Below are 19,636 nucleotides of genomic sequence, written 5' to 3' on the forward strand. Positions count from 1 at the left end.
ATTAGTTTTTTAATCCAACAATTTTCTTATATAGCCATGGAGAAATGACAAGTGAAAGGATCGCTACCTTGCGAAAAGTAGTGAAATAAGCATCCTTCCAAATTTCGCGTCGATGCTGAACAATCCAAGTCCTCAACTCAGCTTTCTCCTTTTGATACTGTTCAGATGAAGTAAAGATAATTTTATCGTAAACTGTGATGTACGACCAACATTCTCTATTTTTTAATTCAGGTTTTAAATCAGGAAAGACTTGTGATACTTGAGCGATTATTTGCTTATAAACTTCTATTGTGTCAAATACATGCTGATTAACAGATGTTGTCGCACTTCCCTCACGATGATCATAATAATAAATTGGTTTGTCAATAAACACACTATTACATCTTGTTTTTAGCAGAAACTCTGTCAAAAATAAAGCATCTTCAGCTAGATGATAATTTGTATTAAACTTTTCATCCGCAAGCAGGTCTCTCTTAAACAGTTTAGCGACTGGAAAAAATGACGTTCTAGTGGTCATCAGTAATTCCTTCATGGTTTCTTCTGTTGACCAGATTTCTTTTTTTCCAGAATGAGGAGGTAAGTCTGTCAAAATGCCGTTTTTAATATGGTGCAGAGGAGCGATTGTAAATCCTACGGACTCCTTATCATCAACTGCACCAATCAAGATTTCCAGATAATCTTTAGTAACGAAATCATCGCTATCAATAAAGGTAACCCAAGAACCCGTCGCTAGCTGAATTCCCATATTTCTCGCATTTGAGACTCCAGCATTTTCGATATGATAAACCTTGATATTCTCATGCCGAGATGCTAAGTGATCACAGATCTGTCCACTGGAATCAGTAGAACCATCATTGATTAGGATTAACTCAAAATGGGCATAAGTCTGTTGAAGAATCGACTCCACACATCGCTCCAAATAGGCTTTTACATTGTAGACTGGAACAATGACGCTAATTTTTTCTTCCATCATGCCCCATATTCTCCCTTGTACTCTGTGTAGCTCTTGTCCATGTCTGCTATAATCGCATCATGATGTGGTACCTGCTTGTCTGCTGGTGGCGGTGTCATATAATCCCCAAAAGCAGTGTTGAGATAGGCATCATAGCCGACTGGAATGGGCATCTCTGTTCCTTCGAATGGCAAGAAGAGATTGTCCTCAAAGGATGCGATTGGATATTTGTTTCGCATGTAGCCAGGCCCCGAGCATAATTCCGTGATTCCATCGCTCTCAGCCAGACCATACTTGGTCATTTCTTTTTCAGCTTTTTTCCAAATGCGATAACGTAGAGATTTAGGAGTCAAACCGAGTAAGATACGACTTCCCCATTTCATGACTGCACCATGCTTTTCTGGAACAGTTTGCGCACAGAAAAGGGAATAAATCAAGGCCCAGCGAACCTGTTTCTTGCGCTCAGCTGGATTTTTAGGATAATAATCCAAAGGCAAAACGTCCAAGGCCAAACCGTGTGGCAAATCCAAATCCTGTTGATAAGGCTTGATACAAGTTGTTTCTTTATCACGAATAGTAATAAAAAGGTTACGGTCTACAAAATCCTTGTGACTCTTTGACAAGAAATAACGCTCATCTGCATAACGAGGCCATAGTTCAGCTAACTTTTCATAGTCCTTGCGAGGCATAAAAAAGTCTAGGTCATCATCCCAAGGAATGAAACCCTTGTTGCGAAGGGCACCAATCGCTCCTCCACCACAGAGATAGCACAACAAGTCATGTTCTTTACAAAATGCGACGAAATATTCAGCCATTTCCAGACTACGAGCCTGAATCGCTTTCAAATCACTCATGTCTCTCCTCTTCTGTCCAATAACGAGTTATATCGTTTTATTATACCATAAAAAAGCCTTAAAAATCCATCAGATACCGTAAAAATCAAAGCTTCATCTACTCTTTTTATTAGTGAATAAAGCTTTGATTTTTATTTATATACATCTTATCTCATTCCCATTTGGGCGAGTTTAGTCCGGTATTTGTTTTGGTCGACAAGTAGACCTTGTCCTCCGTAGACATCATAAGCATCTACCCAATCGCCAAGTTCTGGAACTGTCAATCTTTCGATACCATTCTGTGCACCTTCGATAACTGACAAACCATTAGTCAGCAGGAAGGTATAAGGTAGATTGGTTGAGGTCATTCCAAAGACCTTTCCAAGTGCCTCTGATCCTGTAAAGAGTTTGGTTGGATCCTTGATTTGCTCAAGAACAGCTGACATGACTTGCTGCTGACGTTTGGTACGACCATAGTCTCCTTCATCATCATCACGGAAGCGAGCGTAATTGAGCAAGGTGGAGCCATTCATCTGCTGTTTCCCAACTTTAATCGTTTGAGTTGGTGATTCCGTTGCTGTTGCATGAAGGTCGTCTCCAACTGTGGCTTCTGTCAGAGGCTGACCATTTAACGTTGAAAACTTAGCGTCTATAGTCACCCCATCAGGAAATAGCGTATCAATAGCAGTTGCAAAGGCTTGGAAATCCACTAGGGCATAGTACTTAATATCCAAATCAAAGTTGTCTTTTAGAACCTTGCGGACCATTTCAGCCCCTTTTTGCCCTTCTTGTTCCCCGAGTTCATAAGCAACATTGAGTTTATTATCCGTTTGTTTCTTGCCATTCACAATCTGGCTGTAGCCATCAATATAGACTAGGTTGTCACGCATGAAGCTGACTAGCTTAATCTTCTTATCCGATCCACTGACATTCAGAACCATGATCGTGTCGGTACGAGTCTCCGCACTATTCTGACCGATACGGCCATCTGTCCCCATGATTAGGATATTCACCCCGTCTTTAGTATCTTGACCATTAAAGACCTCTACTTGAGCTGCTTTTGCATCAGCTGGCTTATTGCTAGTAGTTGCAGACTGGAAACCTCGAAGGAACATAATAATCATGCCCGCAGCCACACAGGTTATCAACAGCAAAAACCAAATTAGAACTCGTTTAAAAAATCTTCTTGGTTTCTTCTTTTTCACTTTTGGAAGAGAGGGAAATTTCTGATGTCTATTCGAGCGACTTTGATTGGAATACTGTGGAATCCCAATATCCTTCCCTAAATTTTTTTCCCTTTCACCTTCATTAGAGGGAAATCCACCGTCCATTTTTCTTTTCAGATAGTCAAATTCTCTCTTTTCTCTGTCATTTAGGTAATGAATATTCTTAAAAAGGTAATCATAGCGTAACTGCTCATGATGACTTAAAGGGCTTTCTTTGCTCATAGGCTCTCCTTTCCTAGGTCCCTTATGGTGAAAATAGGGTATGTTCCCAGTATCTTGTACTGGATTCCAATTGCTTCTAGTTCTTGTCTGGCAAAATGAACCAGCTCTTTGTCACTATAGTCTACATCGATAATGAAAAAATATTCTCCCAAGGCTGTTTTCAAAGGGCGACTTTCTATCTTGGTTAGGTCAATACCTCGCCAAGCAAAGGTTGAAAGAGCCTTGTAGAGGGCACCGGGAAGATTGTCCGGTAAGGTTAAGGCCAAACTCATTTTTTCAGTTTGCGATTGCAAAGGGATAGTGGGAATCTCAGACCCTAAAACCCAAAATCGAGTGAAATTAGCTTCCATTTCTTGGATATCTTCTGCTATCAATTCCAAACCATACTCTGCAGCGGAGTTTCTAGGGGCAATAGCCGCAAAAGGTTGGGATGGATGTTCAGCGATAAAGCGAGCCGCATAAGCTGTACTTGCCGTCACTTCAAGCTGGGCTTCTGGATAATGCTCCTCTATGAATTTCTTTCCCTGAGCCAGAGCCTGAGGATGAGAAAAGATTTTCTCAATTTCTGACTGACCAGGAACTACCATCAGCTGCTGATGAATGGGTTGTACAATTTCTGCAACAGCCTGAATATCCGCCTGATGAAAAAGATAATCCAAGCTTTCATGGACACTACCTTCAATGGAGTTTTCAACTGGTACCACAGAATAGTCCACCAAGCCTTGCTCATAGGCCTTAATAACATCTGTGATATTGGCAAAAGCCTGCAATTCCTCTTTGGGAAAAGCTGTCTGCACAACATGATGCGAAAAAGATCCCTTGGGACCTAGATAGGCAATTTTCATCTCAGTTCCTCTATAATTTCCTCTGGGCTAAACTTGGTCACATCTAGAACCCGACTGGCTACTTCCTCATACCAAGCTCGTCTTTTTTGGAAAATACTGGCCAGTTCTTCTTTACTTTTGTTGAGAAAAAGCGGGCGCTGATTGTCATTATCAGCTGCGATACGTTGGTAGAGAGTTTCAAAATCTGCTTTTAGGTAGATATTATCAGGATTAGCCTTAAGCAAGTCACGATTTCTCTGAGAAACGACTACTCCTCCGCCAGTTGACACAACTTTGTCTTTTTGTAGTAAGTCAGCTAGCACTTCTGACTCAACTTGACGAAAAGCCACTTCTCCTTTTTCAGCGAAGAAATCCGCAATGGACATGCCCAAACGTTCCTCGATTAAGGCATCCATATCGATGTAGTCTGGGTCCAATCCTCTAGCGATTGTCGACTTGCCTGCCCCCATAAATCCGAGTAATACCTTAGCCATGAATCAAGCTCTCCAAATCATCAAAGAAGCTAGGATAGCTGGTATTGATGGCTTCAGCACGGTCAAGTTCCACTTCTCCATCTGCAACCAAGAGGGCTGCGATGGCTGTCATCATTCCGATACGATGGTCACCAAACGTATTGACTCTAGCGCCATGAAGTCTTGATTTCCCTTTGATAATCATCCCATCTGCTGTAGGAGTAATATCCGCTCCCATACTATTTAAAGCATCTGCCACCACCTGAATGCGGTCGGTTTCCTTAACCTTGAGTTCTTCAGCATCCTTAATGACCGTTACACCTTGCGCTTGGGTCGCTAGAAGGGCAATAATAGGCAATTCATCAATCAAGCGTGGAATCAAGGCTCCACCAATCTCTGTTCCTTTCAGGTCTGAAGACTCGACAGTCAGCGTTGCAGATTTAGCGATTGGATCGATTTCAGTTATTTCTAGTTTTCCTCCCATGGCACGAATGATATCAATAATACCTGTACGCGTTTCATTGATGCCCACATTCTGCAGCACCACACGAGAGTTTGGAACAATCAAACCTGCGACCAACCAAAAGGCTGCACTGGAAATATCTCCTGGAACAACTACCTTTTGTCCGATCAGTTTTTGTGGTCCTTGAACTGTGATTTTTTTGCCATCCACACTTAAATGACCACCAAATTGCTGTAGCATATCTTCGGTGTGGTTGCGAGTACATTCTTTCTCGATAATAACGGACTCCCCCTGAGCCTGCAAGCCTGCAAATATCAAGGCAGACTTAACTTGAGCAGAGGCGATTGGCAACTCATACTGAATAGGTCTTAGGTTTTTCGTCCCTTTTAAATGAAGGGGAGGCAGGTCTCGCTCTGTTTGCCCTGAAATGCTAACCCCCATTTTTTTCAATGGAATCGTCACACGATCCATAGGACGTTTGGAAAGACTATCATCTCCAAACATTTCTACTTCGAAGTCTGCACCAGCAAGAACACCTGAGATCAGGCGAATCGAGGTGCCAGAATTCCCCATATCCAAGGCGTTTTGCGGCGCTTTTAAGCCATCCATTCCAACACCTTTAATGGTAATAACCCCATCTCTGTCCTCAATTTCAACACCAAGGTCACGAAAAATCTGCATGCTTGAAAGTACATCCTCTCCACGCAAAATATCATATACCTTGGTTTCTCCCTCAGCCAAACTTCCGAAAATAATCGAACGGTGGCTAATAGACTTGTCACCTGGAACCCGGATACTGCCATGTAAGTGGCGAATGTTTGTTTTTAGTTTCATAGTTGACCTCATACTTGCAATACTTTTTCTTATTTTATCACAAAAAAGCCAGAAATTCCTGAAATTTCTGGCTTTTATACAGATAAAATACTATTTCAATAATTCTGAAACAGGTTCAAAGACTATTTTTTCAATGTCTGAAAGGTAAATGGACAATTGTTGCTGTTTGGCAAAGAAATCTGACAAAAGAGCGTTCTCTTGGATTTGCTTGCTGAAAGACTGCATCTTTTCTTGGAAAGAGGCATCTGGCATTTGTCCCGTTTGCGCCATGACTTGGATTTCTTGCTGGAAAGCGAGGTAGTCTGCAAAAATCTTGCTAGCTTGTTCATCAGCTTGGATGGCATCTTTTGCTGCCTTAACCGCCTTGTATTCTGGTAATTCGCGTAACCCGCGACTAAGTTCATTTGCACTATCGTAAATATTTGACATGATTTTCTCCTTATTTGACGACGACTGTGTAGTCTGTATTTTCTGTAATTAAGCGCTCAGCTCGTTCCAGATCTTGAGCATTTTTAAAGGAAATTTGTAGAATCCCGTAAACATCCTCACGGTTTTCTTCGTTGATGTGGATGTTGACCAAGGAAGTTCCACGTAGCAATTCCAAAATACGCAAGATGACATCTTCTTCATCGGGAACGTCGACATAGAGGTCGTAAGAGCTATCCACACCACCACGCTTATGGATTTCCATAGCCTGCCGTTGCGCACGCGCTTGATTGAAGAAATTCCAGATTTGCTCTTCATCTCCCTTGCTGATGGCTTGTCCAACCTCATCTAGGCGTTCCTTGAAATCCGCAATTCGATCCAGAATAGTTTCACGATTTGACAAGAGAATGGAAGTCCACATACCAGGCTCGCTTTCCGCAATGCGAGTCATATCTCGAAAACCACCCGCCGCAAAGCGCCTTGCCATCTCATGTTCTTGAGCATAGACTGCTGTCTGCTCCATGAGACCTGATGCCAAGATATGGGGAAAATGGCTAATCTGTGAAGTCACTCGATCGTGCTCCTTGGCATCAATCTCGATAAAGCGAGCATGAAGACCTGAAAGCAGATCTTTCATCTCCTCAAGTGTGTCAGGACTTGTCAGGCTCGAAGGTGTGAAGATATAATAGGCATTCTCAAAGAGATTAACATCCGCAGAAGCAGCCCCTGTCTTGTGGCTACCAGCCATGGGATGGGCCCCGACAAAGCGAACAGGCTTGCCAGCCAAATACTGCTCCGCCGCATCCACAATGGCTGACTTAGTTGAGCCCGCATCCGAGATAATGACGCCTTCTTTCAAGTCTAAATCTGCCAGCTCCTTAATAAAAGCAATGGTCTGTTTGATTGGCAAGGTCAGGATGATGACATCTGCTAGGGGAGCGAAACTGGCAAAATCATCCGTCGCACGGTCTATCATTCCTCGCTCCAAGGCAATATCTCTCGAAGCCTGACTGCGATTATAACCTAAAATTTCATAATCAGGATGATCGCGCTTGATACCGAGTGCCATCGAAGCACCAATCAAACCGAGACCTGCGATATAGATGGTTTTTGCCATAAGGACTCCTTAATAGTTCTTTGTATAGTCTCGGTGTTTAGCTACCGCTTCTTTTAATTCCTCTAGATTGTCAGATGAGAATTTTTCAAGAATTTCCTGTGCCAGAACCGTTGCTACAACGGCTTCCATGACCACCCCAGCTGCTGGAAGGGCTGTCGGATCACTTCTCTCCACGGTTGCCTTGTAAGGTTCGTGGGTTTCGATATCCACACTCATCAATGGTTTGTAAAGAGTGGGAATGGGTTTCATAACACCACGAACAACAATTGGTTGCCCATTGGTCATACCACCTTCGAAACCACCTAGATTATTGGTACGGCGAGTATAGCCGTCTTCTTTAGACCAGAGAATTTCATCCATAACTTGGCTGCCTTTGCGGTAACCAGCTTCAAAGCCGAGACCAAATTCCACCCCTTTAAAAGCATTGATAGAAACAACTGCTTGGGCCAATCGCGCATCCAATTTTCTGTCCCATTGAACATAGGATCCAAGGCCAACTGGAACACCTCCGACGACTGTCTCAACAACTCCACCTATGGTATCACCATCACGCTTGATTTGGTCAATATAATCCTTGATTTCTTGTTCCCGTTCTTGGTTGACAATAGAAACTTCTGACTGGGCAGCTCTTTCCTTAATCTCAGCGACCGTCAGATTTTCAGGAACATCGATTTCCTTACCACCAAAGACCACGACATGGTTGGCAATTTCTATCTCCAGTTCAGCCAAAAGGCGTTTGGCTACTGCCCCAACTGCCACTCGCATGGTGGTTTCACGAGCAGATGACCGCTCCAAGGAATTTCGCAAATCATCAAAACGGTACTTGATGCCCCCAACCAAGTCGGCATGACCTGGCCGAGGATGAGTGATTTTCCGTTTGCTTTTAAGGCGATCTTCAATGTCCTCAGCTGACATGATATCCAGCCATTTTTGGTGGTCTTTGTTGATGACATCCATGGTAATGGGAGCTCCTGTCGTCTTCCCGTGGCGAACGCCCGAAGTAAAGACAATCTGGTCACTCTCAATCTTCATACGACCACCTCGGCCGTATCCACCCTGACGACGTTTCAGATCCTCATTGATGTCCTCTACTGTCAAAGGAAGTCCAGCAGGAATTCCTTCAATGATAGCTGTCAGACGGGGTCCATGTGACTCTCCTGCAGTTAAATATCTCATAGGCTCTCCTTATTTTATCAAGTAGTCTTTCATCTCTTCCAGAGAAACTGGGTGAATGGTCGCTGACCCAAGATCCGGCACCAAGACCAATTTCAAGGTGTTTCCACGCGCTTTTTTATCATGAGTCAAAGCTTGATAAAGCTTGTCAACATCCCAGTTTTCATAGTCAACAGGGAGTCCAAATTTCAGACACATTTCTGTGATGGACTGGGTTATTCCTTCTGGCATGAGGCCTTTTCCCTCAGCAACCTTAGAGACCTGCACCATTCCCATGGCGACAGCCTCACCATGCATAACCTTGCCATAACCTGCAGTCGCTTCAATGGCATGGCCAATGGTGTGCCCAAAATTGAGGTAAAGGCGGACACCCTTGTCCAACTCATCCTCAACTACCATCTTGCGCTTAACTTGGCAAGAATGTTCAATCAAAGTCTCTGCATGTTCCAAAATGCTCTCTACAGAACCATCCAAGTCCGTCAATATTTGCCAAAGTTCTGGATCCTCAATCAAGCCATACTTGATAACCTCACCCATTCCTTCAATCAACTCTCTCTTTCCAAGTGTTTTAAGGACAAGTGGATCAATCAGAACCCCATCAGGTTGGGCAAAAGTTCCTACCATATTCTTAGCAAAAGGGGTGTTGACACCTGTCTTTCCACCGATAGAAGAATCAACCTGGGCTGTCAAACTAGTCGGAATCTGAACAAAGTGAATGCCCCGCATATAGGTAGAGGCTACAAAGCCAGCTAGGTCTCCAACGACACCGCCACCAAGAGCCACAATCCCATCGCTACGAGTTAGACCTTGCTTGACTAGAAATTCATAGACTTTCTGAACAGTAGTTAAATTCTTTCGTTCTTCACCTTCTAAAAAGTCAAAAACAGCTACCTGAAAACCAGCATCTTCTAAGCTGAGCTTGACCTTCTCCGCATAGAGTGAGGCCACATGGTTATCTGTTACGATAACCACTTTTTGCGGTTGCCAGAGTTTTCGCAACCATTGACCTGCTTGCGATAGACAACCTTTTTCAATCTGAATATCATAAGGATGATGCGGAATATCGATTCTGATTCTCATAGTAGGGTCTCCTTTTCATTATTGGTATTTTTCTGTCAAGGCCTGCCAAATCTCTTCAGTCGGCATTTCTTTACCTGTCCACAGTTGAAAAGCTTCAGCAGCTTGATAGAGCAACATTCCTAGACCATTGACAGCTGGGTTGCCCTGACTTTTGGCCCACTTCAAAAATGGTGTTTCAAAGGGTTGGTAAATGATATCTGCCACCAAGAGAGTTTCTGGCAAGACTATGCTTTCTGGAACTGGGGACGACTGACCATCCATTCCCACACTAGTCGCATTGACGAGCAGGTCCGACTCGGCAATCCTTTCCTGCAAGACAGAAATATCTTCTAAAGCATACAAGTCTACTTTAAATCCTGTCTGTTCCTGTATCTTGGTCAGATAAGGTCTTGTTTTTTCCATGGAAACTGAACGAACAAAGACTGAAATCTGACTGACGCCATCCAAAATAGCCTGTGCCAAGATTGATTTGGCCGCACCACCTGCTCCCAGAATGGTCATTTTCTTATCCGAGATTGTAAAAGAAGGCAAGCTCTTAAAAAATCCCTTGCCATCTGTATTATATCCAATTAACGTTCCGTCTTGGTTAACAACTGTGTTGACCGCCCCAATCAAACGAGCTTCATCACTCAACTCATCCAGATAAGGAATCACTTGCTCCTTGTAAGGCATGGAGAGATTGATCCCAAACATCTGGTAACGGCGAATATTAGCGACTGTTTCTCCCAAGTCACCTGCTTCAATTTCCCAAGCTAGATAGACACCATTAGTAGCAGTCGCTTTAAAGGCACTATTGTGAATGAATGGTGACATAGAGTGTTTTATTGGATTTGCAACAACAGCTGCCATACGTGTATAGCCATCAAGCTTCATCCAAAATCTCCCTGATTTTCTTCATGTTTGATAGAGAGATCTGACCCGGGGCACTCGCTTCATCTAGACTAGCAAATGACCAACTTGAACCCGTCACATCTGAAGTAATGCGTGATACCTTGCCCATTTTCCCCATGGAAATGGTCACGTACTCTTGCTCAGGATTGAGTGTTTTAAATCCTCGTGTGTAGTTCATCAAGTCTAAAACATCTTGCTCCGTGTGAGCCATGACAGATACCTTGACCACTTTTGGAGAGAGACTGGTCAACTCCGACAGGATCTCCATCATATTTTCAGGTGTTTCCTGGAAATTATGATAACTCAATACGAGATTTGGGAAATCCAACATCTCCTCAAAAACGTCCTTGTAGCTGAAGTACTCAAAATCAACGTAATCCGGTTGATAGAGTTGGGTGACTTCCTTGATGATTTGAACATACTCTTCAGAAGACAGTTCGATTTCTCCTCCCTCAGCTCGCGTGCGAAGGGTAAAGACAAGTTCACGTCCTGCGAATTTCTCAAAGATAGCGGGTGCTACCTGTAAAATAGCGTCCTTTGCAAGAAAGTCCGCACGCCACTCAATGATATCAGCATCTTCATACCGTGTGGCATCCAGCTCTTGCGCTTCTTCTAAACTTCTTGGCATCACTGAAACGATTAATTTCATCTACTAACCTTCATACTAATCACCTTGAGGTAATTACTGCTTTCATCTTTTTTATTATAGGCAAAGTCTGCTGGAAGACCATATTGGTTTAAAATCTGATACCTTCTTCCTGCAAAACCTTTATCAATTTGTTCTATAAATTTCTGACGGGAAACATTGGCAGCATTGGTACTGGCAATGATAATCCCTCCCGGATTTAAAATCTCTAGACTTTGGGAAATCAACTTGTGATAGTCCTTAGCCACAGAGAATGTTTGTTTTTTATTGCGGGCAAAGCTCGGCGGATCAAGCACAATCACATCATAGGTCAAGCCCTTTCGCTTGGCATACTTGAAATATTCAAAGACATCCATGACGATAAAACGATGATTGTCCGTGCTGAATCCATTTGCCTGAAAATGAGCTTTTGACAGCTCTCTGGACCGTTTGGCCAAGTCGACAGAAGTCGTCTCACTCGCGCCTCCCATAGCTGCAGCAACTGAAAAGGCAGCCGTATAGGAAAACATATTGAGCAAGGATTTGCCCATGGCTAGACCGTCAACTAAACTCCCACGAACCTCATGCTGGTCTAGGAAAATACCTGTCATCAAGCCATCATTCATAAAGACTTGATAGAGCACGCCATTCTCAAGAACAGTAAAATAGTCTGGCGCTTCCTCACCATAAACATGGGCAGACTCGTAGTCTAGACCTTTAAAACGAATTTTCTCATAAGCACCCAAGACCTCAGGAAAAACTTCCTTAAAAGCCTTTACGATCAGCTCACGAATCTGGTAAACATAGGAATTGTACCAAGAAAAGACAGCATAATCTCCATAGAGATCAAGAGTCAAACCACCAAAACCGTCCCCCTCTTGGTTAAAAAGGCGAAAGGCAGTAGTCAAGTCATCCTGATAATAAGGCTTTCTAGCTTCCTTAGCCTTACGAAACAGAGATTCAAAGAAAGTCTGATTAAAGCTAACCTTTTCCTTGCTGACCAACCAACCGATTCCCTTGTTCTGCTGAGAAAGATAGGCACTCCCTAAAAACTTCCCATCTTGACTAAGAACTTCTACTGCCTGATCCGTCAGATCAATATCTGTTAAATCACTTGCTTCCAAAAGAACTAGACCCTTAGCTAGCTTTTTTTCAACACGTCTGCTGACCCTAATTCTATTCATAGCTACTATTATAGCAAATTTTATGACAATTCTCAAAAAAGAAACCGTTTGTCCATATGTACTTTAGTTTACTAAGTGTCATTTTTGTTCAAATAAGTTTATTCCATTTACTTTTTCACCAAAAAATTCTCCCCCTTGTGATGGAAAGAGAGATTTTAATCGATAAAAATAGACAATTTCAGAAATGAGTATAGAATCTTGCGCAAACGTTTGCCTAGTTCTAAACTTTATGGTAGAATAAAACACAACATTGATAAGCAAGAGGAAAAACAATGCAAAATCAGACACTTATGCAATACTTTGAATGGTATCTGCCTCACGACGGCCAACACTGGACGCGACTGGCTGAAGATGCTTCACACCTAGCTCATCTGGGGGTTAGCCACGTCTGGATGCCACCAGCTTTTAAGGCAACCAATGAAAAAGATGTCGGCTATGGGGTCTATGACTTATTCGACTTAGGCGAGTTTAACCAAAAAGGTACTGTCCGCACCAAGTATGGGTTTAAAGAAGACTATCTTCAAGCCATTCAAGCCCTAAAGGCACAAGGAATTCAACCTATGGCCGATGTGGTGCTCAATCACAAGGCTGCTGCCGATCACATGGAAGCCTTTCAGGTTATTGAAGTGGATCCTGAGGATCGTACCGTTCAACTAAGCGAGCCCTTTACTATCAATGGCTGGACTCACTTTACTTTCGATGGTCGCCAAGACACCTACAATGACTTCCACTGGCACTGGTACCACTTCACAGGTACAGACTACGATGCAAAGCGCCGTAAGTCTGGCATTTATCTGATCCAGGGAGACAATAAAGGTTGGGCCAATGAGGAATTGGTCGATAACGAAAACGGTAACTACGACTACCTCATGTACGCCGACCTGGACTTTAAACATCCTGAAGTCATCCAAAATATCTATGACTGGGCTGACTGGTTCATGGAAACGACTGGTGTAGCTGGTTTCCGCTTGGATGCCGTTAAGCACATTGACTCCTTCTTTATGGGCAATTTCATTCGTGATATGAAGGAAAAATACGGTCAAGATTTCTACGTTTTTGGTGAATTTTGGAATTCTGACAAGGAAGCCAATCTGGAATATCTTGAAAAAACGGAAGAACGTTTTGACCTTGTCGATGTTCGCCTCCACCAAAACCTCTTTGAAGCTAGCCATGCTGGAGCAAGCTACGACCTTCGTAACATTTTCACAGATAGCTTGGTTGAACTCAAACCTGACAAGGCTGTAACCTTTGTCGACAACCACGATACCCAACGTGGTCAGGCTCTTGAGTCTACCGTTGAAGAATGGTTCAAACCAGCAGCTTATGCCCTCATTCTATTACGCCAAAATGGCCTTCCATGTGTCTTTTACGGAGACTATTACGGTATTTCAGGGCAATTTGCTCAACAAGATTTCAGAGAAGTTCTTGACCATCTCCTAGCCATCCGAAAAGACAGGGCCTATGGAAAGCAAACAGACTACTTTGACGATGCCAACTGTATCGGATGGGTCCGTTCAGGCGCTGAAAACCAATCCCCAATCGCAGTCTTGATTTCAAACGACCAAGAAAACAGCAAGTCAATGTTTGTCGGCCAAGAATGGGCTAACCAAACTTTCTTAGATTTACTTGGAAACCACCACGATCAAGTTACAATCAATGCTGAAGGTTATGGAGAATTTCCAGTAGCAGCGGGTTCAGTCAGTGTCTGGGCAGTTAAATAAATCTATCAGTTACAAGCCAGATCCAACCGGATTTGGCTTTTTTGCAATCACAAAAAGACCTACCCAAATGGATAGATCTTTATTGTCTTACAATTTACCTGCTACTGCCTCCAAGAGTTCTTGGATTTTAGCTTGGTTGCTTCCTCCTGCCATGGCCATGTCTGGTTTACCACCACCACGTCCATCGACGATTGGAGCCAATTCTTTGACAAGGTTTCCTGCATGCACATCTTTTGTCTTGCTAGCTACAAGAACGTTCACCTTGTCACCGATAGCGGCAACTAGGACAAGCACATCAGAGTAGTCTTTTTGTTTCCAGTTATCCGCAAAGGTACGAAGGGCACCTGCATCTGATACAGAAACTTGGCTTGCAATGTAACGGTGTCCGTTGACTTCCTTCACATCCTTGAAGACATCATCTGCTGCTGCGGCTGCTGCTTTTTCTTTCAACTCTGCATTTTCTTTTTGCAATTGACGAAGTTGCTCTTGAAGTCCTTCAACCTTGTGAGGTACTTCCTTGAGTTGAGGTGCTTTCAAGGTTGCTGCTACTGCTTTCAGAGCGTCTTCTTGTTCGCGATAGGCTTCAAAGGCTTCCTTACCAGTTACTGCCAAGATACGGCGAGTTCCTGATCCGATTCCTTCTTCTTTGACAATCTTGAAGAGGCCAATCTCAGAAGTGTTGCCAACGTGGGTACCACCACAAAGCTCAACTGAGTAATCACCGATGGTCACAACACGAACTTCTTTACCGTATTTCTCACCAAAGAGAGCCATAGCTCCCATTTCTTTAGCTGTCTCAATATCAGTCTCAACAGTTTCCACTGCGATTGCTTCCCAGATTTTCTCATTGACTTGCTGTTCAATGGCACGAAGTTCTTCTGCCGTCACAGCTTGGAAGTGAGTAAAGTCAAAGCGGAGGAATTCGACTTCATTAAGGGAACCTGCTTGAGTTGCGTGGCTACCAAGGATATTGTGAAGGGCAGCGTGAAGCAAGTGAGTCGCCGTGTGGTTCTTCATCACACGAAGACGACGGTTGGTGTCGATGCTAAGTGTGTATTCTTGGTTCAAGGCAAGCGGAGCGTGGACTTCAACAGTATGAAGTGGTTGGCCATTTGGTGCTTTTTGAACATCTGTCACCGTAGCCACAACATTTCCAGCAGCATCCAAGATTTGACCATGGTCAGCTACCTGTCCACCCATCTCAGCGTAGAATGGAGTTTCCGCAAAGATAAGAGAGGCAGTTCCTTCAGAGACAGTTTCAACTTCTGCATTGTCCGCTACGATGGCCACCAATTTAGAAGATAATTGTGATGCTTCATAGTTAAAGACGCTCTCAACAGTGATATTTTGAAGGGTTTCATTCTGCATACCCATTGAACCGCCTTTGACAGCTGATGCACGCGCACGTTCTTGTTGCTCTTTCATGGCTGCTTCGAAGCCTTCACGATCTACAGTCATCCCCGCTTCTTCTGCGATTTCTTCTGTCAATTCCACTGGGAATCCATAAGTGTCATAAAGTTTGAAGACATCTGAACCCGCAATGACAGATTGACCTTTCGCTTTCAAATCCGCTACAATGGTTTCTGCAAAGTGTTGACCTGAATGAAGGGTACGGGCAAATGACTCTTCTTCGCTCTTAACGATTTTTTCAATAAAGTCACGTTTTTCAAGGACTTCTGGGTAGTAGCTTTCCATGATTTTTCCAACAGTCGGAACGAGTTTGTAAAGGAAAGGCTCGTTGATACCCAATTTTTGACCATGCATAGAAGCACGGCGAAGCAGACGACGAAGGACATAGCCACGACCTTCATTTCCTGGAAGGGCACCATCACCGATAGCAAATGAAAGGGAACGAATGTGGTCAGCAATGACCTTGAAGCTCATGTTGTCGCCGTCTTGGTCATAAACCTTACCAGACAATTTCTCAACTTCACGGATAATCGGCATGAAGAGGTCCGTTTCAAAGTTGGTCTTAGCCCCTTGGATAACCGCCACCAAACGCTCCAAACCAGCGCCCGTATCAATGTTCTTGTGTGGCAATTCCTTGTATTCACTACGAGGAACAGCAGGGTCTGCGTTAAATTGTGACAAAACGATGTTCCAGATTTCGATGTAACGGTCGTTTTCGATATCCTCTGCAAGCAGGCGAAGACCGATATTTTCTGGGTCAAATGCTTCTCCACGGTCAAAGAAGATTTCTGTATCAGGTCCAGAAGGTCCAGCACCGATTTCCCAGAAGTTGTCTTCGATTGGGATCAAGTGGCTTGGGTCCACTCCTACTTCAATCCAGCGGTTATAAGAATCCTTATCGTCTGGATAGTAGGTCATGTACAGTTTTTCAGCAGGAAAATCAAACCATTCTGGGCTGGTCAAAAGCTCATAAGCCCAAGTGATGGCTTCGTCACGGAAGTAATCCCCGATAGAGAAGTTCCCCAACATTTCAAACATAGTATGGTGGCGAGCCGTTTTTCCGACATTTTCGATGTCATTGGTACGGATAGCTTTTTGCGCATTGGTAATACGTGGGTTTTCAGGGATAATGGTTCCGTCAAAGTATTTCTTAAGGGTTGCTACCCCAGAGTTGATCCACAAAAGAGTTGGGTCATTTACAGGAACCAAGCTGACTGATGGTTCTACAGAGTGACCTTTGCTTGCCCAGAAATCAAGCCACATTTGGCGAACTTGAGCACTAGATAGTTGTTTCATAATATCTCCTTATTTACTTGTTTAATTTGATTGGCTTTCCAGCATTTCCACATAGTCAATCGCGACACAGAGGGAAATGACCAGGTCTGCATAAGAGTCTTCATAGACGGTTACGGTGTAAGTTGAGGTCAAATGGAAAATCTCTTTCCGAATCTCGGCGACAAGCTGATCACGATCATCTAGCAATTTGAAATTCAAATCCCAGATATTGCCCTCGATACGAAGCCCCAGATTGTCAAACTCATACTTATCTCGAAAGAAGGTCAACTTCTTACGAATGACGAAATTGGAACCGTTTCGTAACTGGATAGTAAAGCGAGGAAGCAAAGTGAAAAATTCTTTACTGATTTCACTGACTTGCTCACCATAGGCGTCATAGATGGTAAAGGTCTTAGGAATTTGGAAAAATGAGCCCTCCACCTGATAGTTCACTACTCCTCTTTCATCCTTGATATCAAAACGTTCGCCTCCAAGACGAAACTTTTGTTTCACGAGAAATGTCTTCATAAACACCTCCAAAAATTAAAAGACAAGTCCATATCTCGAAGGGCGAAAAACCGCGGTACCACCTTCATTCAATGAACTTGTCATTCTCTTATTCTTATGCAATTGTATGATTGAGTAGCATGATTTCCTACCTTAGATGGCTCGCAGCACCGCCAATTCTCTGGACTAAGATGACAGAAAATCAATTCTCAACTCTAGTATTATATCGTTTTTGGAGGAGTTCGTCAAGGTTGATGACAACGAATCATAAACTTCTGCATTAACCTCTTAATTTATCTAGATCTACTTTGTGATGTTTGAGTATTTTTGGGCTTATAAATTGAAATTTTAATTCGTGTACGTTTCAAATCAACTTTCTCTCCAGCTTTTGGAGTTTGAGATACTACTGTTCCTTCAGCAGTACCCTCAGGAGCACTGGAAACTTCTACTACTTCAATATTAGCTTCTTTTATACCTACAATGTTAGTTAAATTATTTTTTGTAAACTCTAAACTTGAACCTGCATAATTTGGCATTGTAGCACTAGTTCGCTCTTTTGCAACAGTAAAAGTAATATCTGATGAATCATTCAAATCATATAAAGTCCCCTCTAACAAACTCTGACGTAAAATTGTACCAGGAGAATATTCATCACTTTCCTCTTCTTCAACTTTTATATGATCCTCAGTAATTTTTTTACTCTTCAATTCATCTATAGCAGCCGAGACTTTTCGACCAATGTAGTTTCCAATATATACTTTTGATACCTGTGAACTAGAAGAGGCAGAACTTGTAGATGAAGTTTGTTTATCTTTAGATTTATTTCCACCAAGAGAAGCTTGCTTTGTAGAACTTGTGGAGGTTGCTGAATTAGATGATTGAGTTGATTGCTTAGTACTGTTATGAGATGATTTAGACCTGCTCATACCTATGAAAAAAGTTCCAATTATCACTAATAAAAGTAAGCTTATAGCTATTCCGAAAAACCACTTTATTCTACTTATTTTCTGTCTACGACGCTCTAATAATTCATTCTGTTCTATTTCTTGCTGTTGTTTTAATTGAAATTGCTCTGTAGCTAATCGTTGTCTTTCTGCTTCTCTTTCTTTCTCCAACAAATACTCATTCCAGTCAGCTTCTGCTTCTGCTAAGAGTATCTGAATTCTCCCTCTCTCATCTTCAGTTTCAGCTTTGGCCCAAAGTTTTTTTAAATCAAATATATTATCTTTATATTGTTGTTCTATACGTAATTCTAACTCTCGTTGATGTCGAGATTCCTCGTCCCATTGTCTCTGACGTTCTAGTTCATTTCTCTCTTTTAATGTTTCTTGTTGTTCTCGAGCGAGACGATTTTGTTCATCTAGTGCTGCCTGTTGTTTTTGGTTAGAAAATTGCTGTTCCCATCTCTGTTGTTCCAACAAGTTATTCTGTCTTTTTAGCTCTTGATTCAATTCTTCTTCTCGACGAGCTTTTTCCCAATCATTCAGATTATTCATATTCCCTCCTAGTTCGCATTATAACCATGTTCCCTAGATTTTAAAACTTCTTTCCACCAGGATTCACGTTTTAAAACAAACTTATCATCTATTTTACCGTTATAGTTTTCCAATACAGAGTATTGAAAATTTTCTTTAACGTAATTCAACCCTTGTTTTTCAACCAAAATCCTAAGTTCTTTATTGCCACCATGTCCATTATCCACATAGGATTGCCAACGTTGTAAAAGCATACCATAGTTTGAAGTTGCTGAGCCTACATATAATTTACCATTCTGCTTATCCGTAATAAGATAAACAGCTTTTTGATTTTCTAAAGCAGTTATCCAATCTTTTTTTCTCAAACGTAAAATCAATTCTAATTCTTTGTAAGATAAAGAAATATTATCATATCCTGGAAATTCTTCTCCTCCAAATGAATCTGATAACAATTGCTCTATCACAAGTTTTTCCTTACAAGTTGTATACTTTAGAACTGAACCTCTAGATTCTTTTCTGTACCGAATAATTAGACGACCAAAAAGGGCTGAATATTCCTTTAGTTCAATTCCTTCATAATTTTGTCCTCCAGTAACAAAAAGTTCCTTACTCACTTCTTTTATAGTAGTTAATAACCATTTGTTATTATCAATCTTAATGAAATTTATGACAATATCTCCAACATTGAAATATCGCTTATTTGTTCTCCAAAATAAGTTGTAGTTATTAATTATTTCTTCGTCTCTCAAATAGGTCTGAATTGGATTTTCGCCCGTCCAATTATTAAATTTTACCTTGAATTTCCATTGATTTTGTTCACTTATATTCAAAATATCGTTTAACTTTAAATCCATAATAAAATTTAACACCTCATTATATTTAATTAAATTTGTATTTCTCATATGTTATTATACAAAAAAGCATA

The 19,636-nt window shown here is 42.1% G+C and carries 18 protein-coding genes; 1 reads left to right on the forward strand and 17 read right to left on the reverse strand.

What is annotated here, in order from left to right; genetic code table 11:
• Position 1 precedes the first annotated feature (1 nt).
• The 13 genes from D8854_RS02525 to D8854_RS02585 all read right to left on the reverse strand — a co-directional run bounded on the left by D8854_RS02525 (position 2) and on the right by D8854_RS02585 (position 12,323).
• Entirely contained in the window at positions 2-973 is a 972-nt protein-coding gene (locus D8854_RS02525) for a glycosyltransferase family 2 protein (RefSeq protein WP_125449430.1), read from the reverse strand.
• A complete protein-coding gene (locus D8854_RS02530; protein ID WP_125449432.1) occupies positions 970-1,806 on the reverse strand; it encodes a LicD family protein in 837 nt (278 codons plus the stop codon). Before D8854_RS02530 ends, D8854_RS02525 begins: the two co-directional genes overlap by 4 nt.
• A 146-nt stretch (positions 1,807-1,952) precedes the next feature.
• A complete protein-coding gene (locus D8854_RS02535; protein ID WP_125449433.1) occupies positions 1,953-3,233 on the reverse strand; it encodes an LCP family protein in 1,281 nt (426 codons plus the stop codon).
• Entirely contained in the window at positions 3,230-4,078 is an 849-nt protein-coding gene (gene pheA / locus D8854_RS02540; RefSeq protein WP_125449435.1) for a prephenate dehydratase, read from the reverse strand. Before pheA ends, D8854_RS02535 begins: the two co-directional genes overlap by 4 nt.
• Positions 4,075-4,551: a shikimate kinase gene (locus tag D8854_RS02545; protein ID WP_125449437.1), complete on the reverse strand. Its 477-nt coding sequence runs from the start codon at positions 4,549-4,551 to the stop codon at positions 4,075-4,077. The genes pheA and D8854_RS02545 overlap by 4 nt, the downstream gene beginning before the upstream one ends.
• Entirely contained in the window at positions 4,544-5,827 is a 1,284-nt protein-coding gene (gene aroA, locus D8854_RS02550) for a 3-phosphoshikimate 1-carboxyvinyltransferase (protein ID WP_125449439.1), read from the reverse strand. Before aroA ends, D8854_RS02545 begins: the two co-directional genes overlap by 8 nt.
• A gap of 90 nt (positions 5,828-5,917) precedes the next feature.
• Entirely contained in the window at positions 5,918-6,256 is a 339-nt protein-coding gene (locus D8854_RS02555; protein WP_000065973.1) for a YlbF/YmcA family competence regulator, read from the reverse strand.
• 10 nt (positions 6,257-6,266) lie between these two features.
• A complete protein-coding gene (locus D8854_RS02560; protein ID WP_125449440.1) occupies positions 6,267-7,370 on the reverse strand; it encodes a prephenate dehydrogenase in 1,104 nt (367 codons plus the stop codon).
• 9 nt (positions 7,371-7,379) lie between these two features.
• A complete protein-coding gene (gene aroC, locus D8854_RS02565) occupies positions 7,380-8,546 on the reverse strand; it encodes a chorismate synthase (RefSeq protein WP_125449442.1) in 1,167 nt (388 codons plus the stop codon).
• Positions 8,547-8,555: 9 nt separating this feature from the next.
• Positions 8,556-9,623, reverse strand: coding sequence for a 3-dehydroquinate synthase (aroB, locus tag D8854_RS02570; protein WP_125449444.1), 1,068 nt, complete (start codon positions 9,621-9,623; stop codon positions 8,556-8,558).
• An 18-nt stretch (positions 9,624-9,641) separates the two neighbouring features.
• Complete coding sequence (locus D8854_RS02575) at positions 9,642-10,496, reverse strand: shikimate dehydrogenase (protein ID WP_125449445.1); 855 nt, start codon at positions 10,494-10,496, stop codon at positions 9,642-9,644.
• A complete protein-coding gene (gene aroD / locus D8854_RS02580) occupies positions 10,486-11,163 on the reverse strand; it encodes a type I 3-dehydroquinate dehydratase (protein ID WP_000767776.1) in 678 nt (225 codons plus the stop codon). Before aroD ends, D8854_RS02575 begins: the two co-directional genes overlap by 11 nt.
• Positions 11,160-12,323, reverse strand: coding sequence for a class I SAM-dependent rRNA methyltransferase (locus D8854_RS02585; RefSeq protein WP_185768052.1), 1,164 nt, complete (start codon positions 12,321-12,323; stop codon positions 11,160-11,162). The genes aroD and D8854_RS02585 overlap by 4 nt, the downstream gene beginning before the upstream one ends.
• Before the next feature lie 272 nt (positions 12,324-12,595).
• On the opposite strand from D8854_RS02585, the gene D8854_RS02590 reads away from it, so the two are divergent.
• Positions 12,596-14,044: an alpha-amylase gene (locus tag D8854_RS02590; protein WP_049478774.1), complete on the forward strand. Its 1,449-nt coding sequence runs from the start codon at positions 12,596-12,598 to the stop codon at positions 14,042-14,044.
• Positions 14,045-14,131: 87 nt separating this feature from the next.
• On the opposite strand, the gene alaS is transcribed toward D8854_RS02590, so the two are convergent.
• The 4 genes from alaS to D8854_RS02610 all read right to left on the reverse strand — a co-directional run bounded on the left by alaS (position 14,132) and on the right by D8854_RS02610 (position 19,565).
• Positions 14,132-16,750 (reverse strand): alanine--tRNA ligase, encoded by a 2,619-nt coding sequence (gene alaS, locus D8854_RS02595; RefSeq protein WP_125449447.1) that lies wholly within the window; start codon positions 16,748-16,750, stop codon positions 14,132-14,134.
• A gap of 21 nt (positions 16,751-16,771) precedes the next feature.
• Positions 16,772-17,257, reverse strand: coding sequence for an LURP-one-related/scramblase family protein (locus D8854_RS02600; RefSeq protein WP_042902116.1), 486 nt, complete (start codon positions 17,255-17,257; stop codon positions 16,772-16,774).
• A gap of 272 nt (positions 17,258-17,529) precedes the next feature.
• On the reverse strand, positions 17,530-18,732 hold the full coding sequence (locus D8854_RS09990) for a PASTA domain-containing protein (RefSeq protein WP_004240272.1): 1,203 nt from the start codon (positions 18,730-18,732) through the stop codon (positions 17,530-17,532).
• An 8-nt stretch (positions 18,733-18,740) separates the two neighbouring features.
• A complete protein-coding gene (locus D8854_RS02610; RefSeq protein ID WP_042902115.1) occupies positions 18,741-19,565 on the reverse strand; it encodes a GIY-YIG nuclease family protein in 825 nt (274 codons plus the stop codon).
• Positions 19,566-19,636 lie beyond the last annotated feature (71 nt).

It is taken from the genome of Streptococcus mitis, assembly GCF_003943905.1.
In the GTDB taxonomy this organism is placed as follows: domain Bacteria; phylum Bacillota; class Bacilli; order Lactobacillales; family Streptococcaceae; genus Streptococcus; species Streptococcus mitis_BC.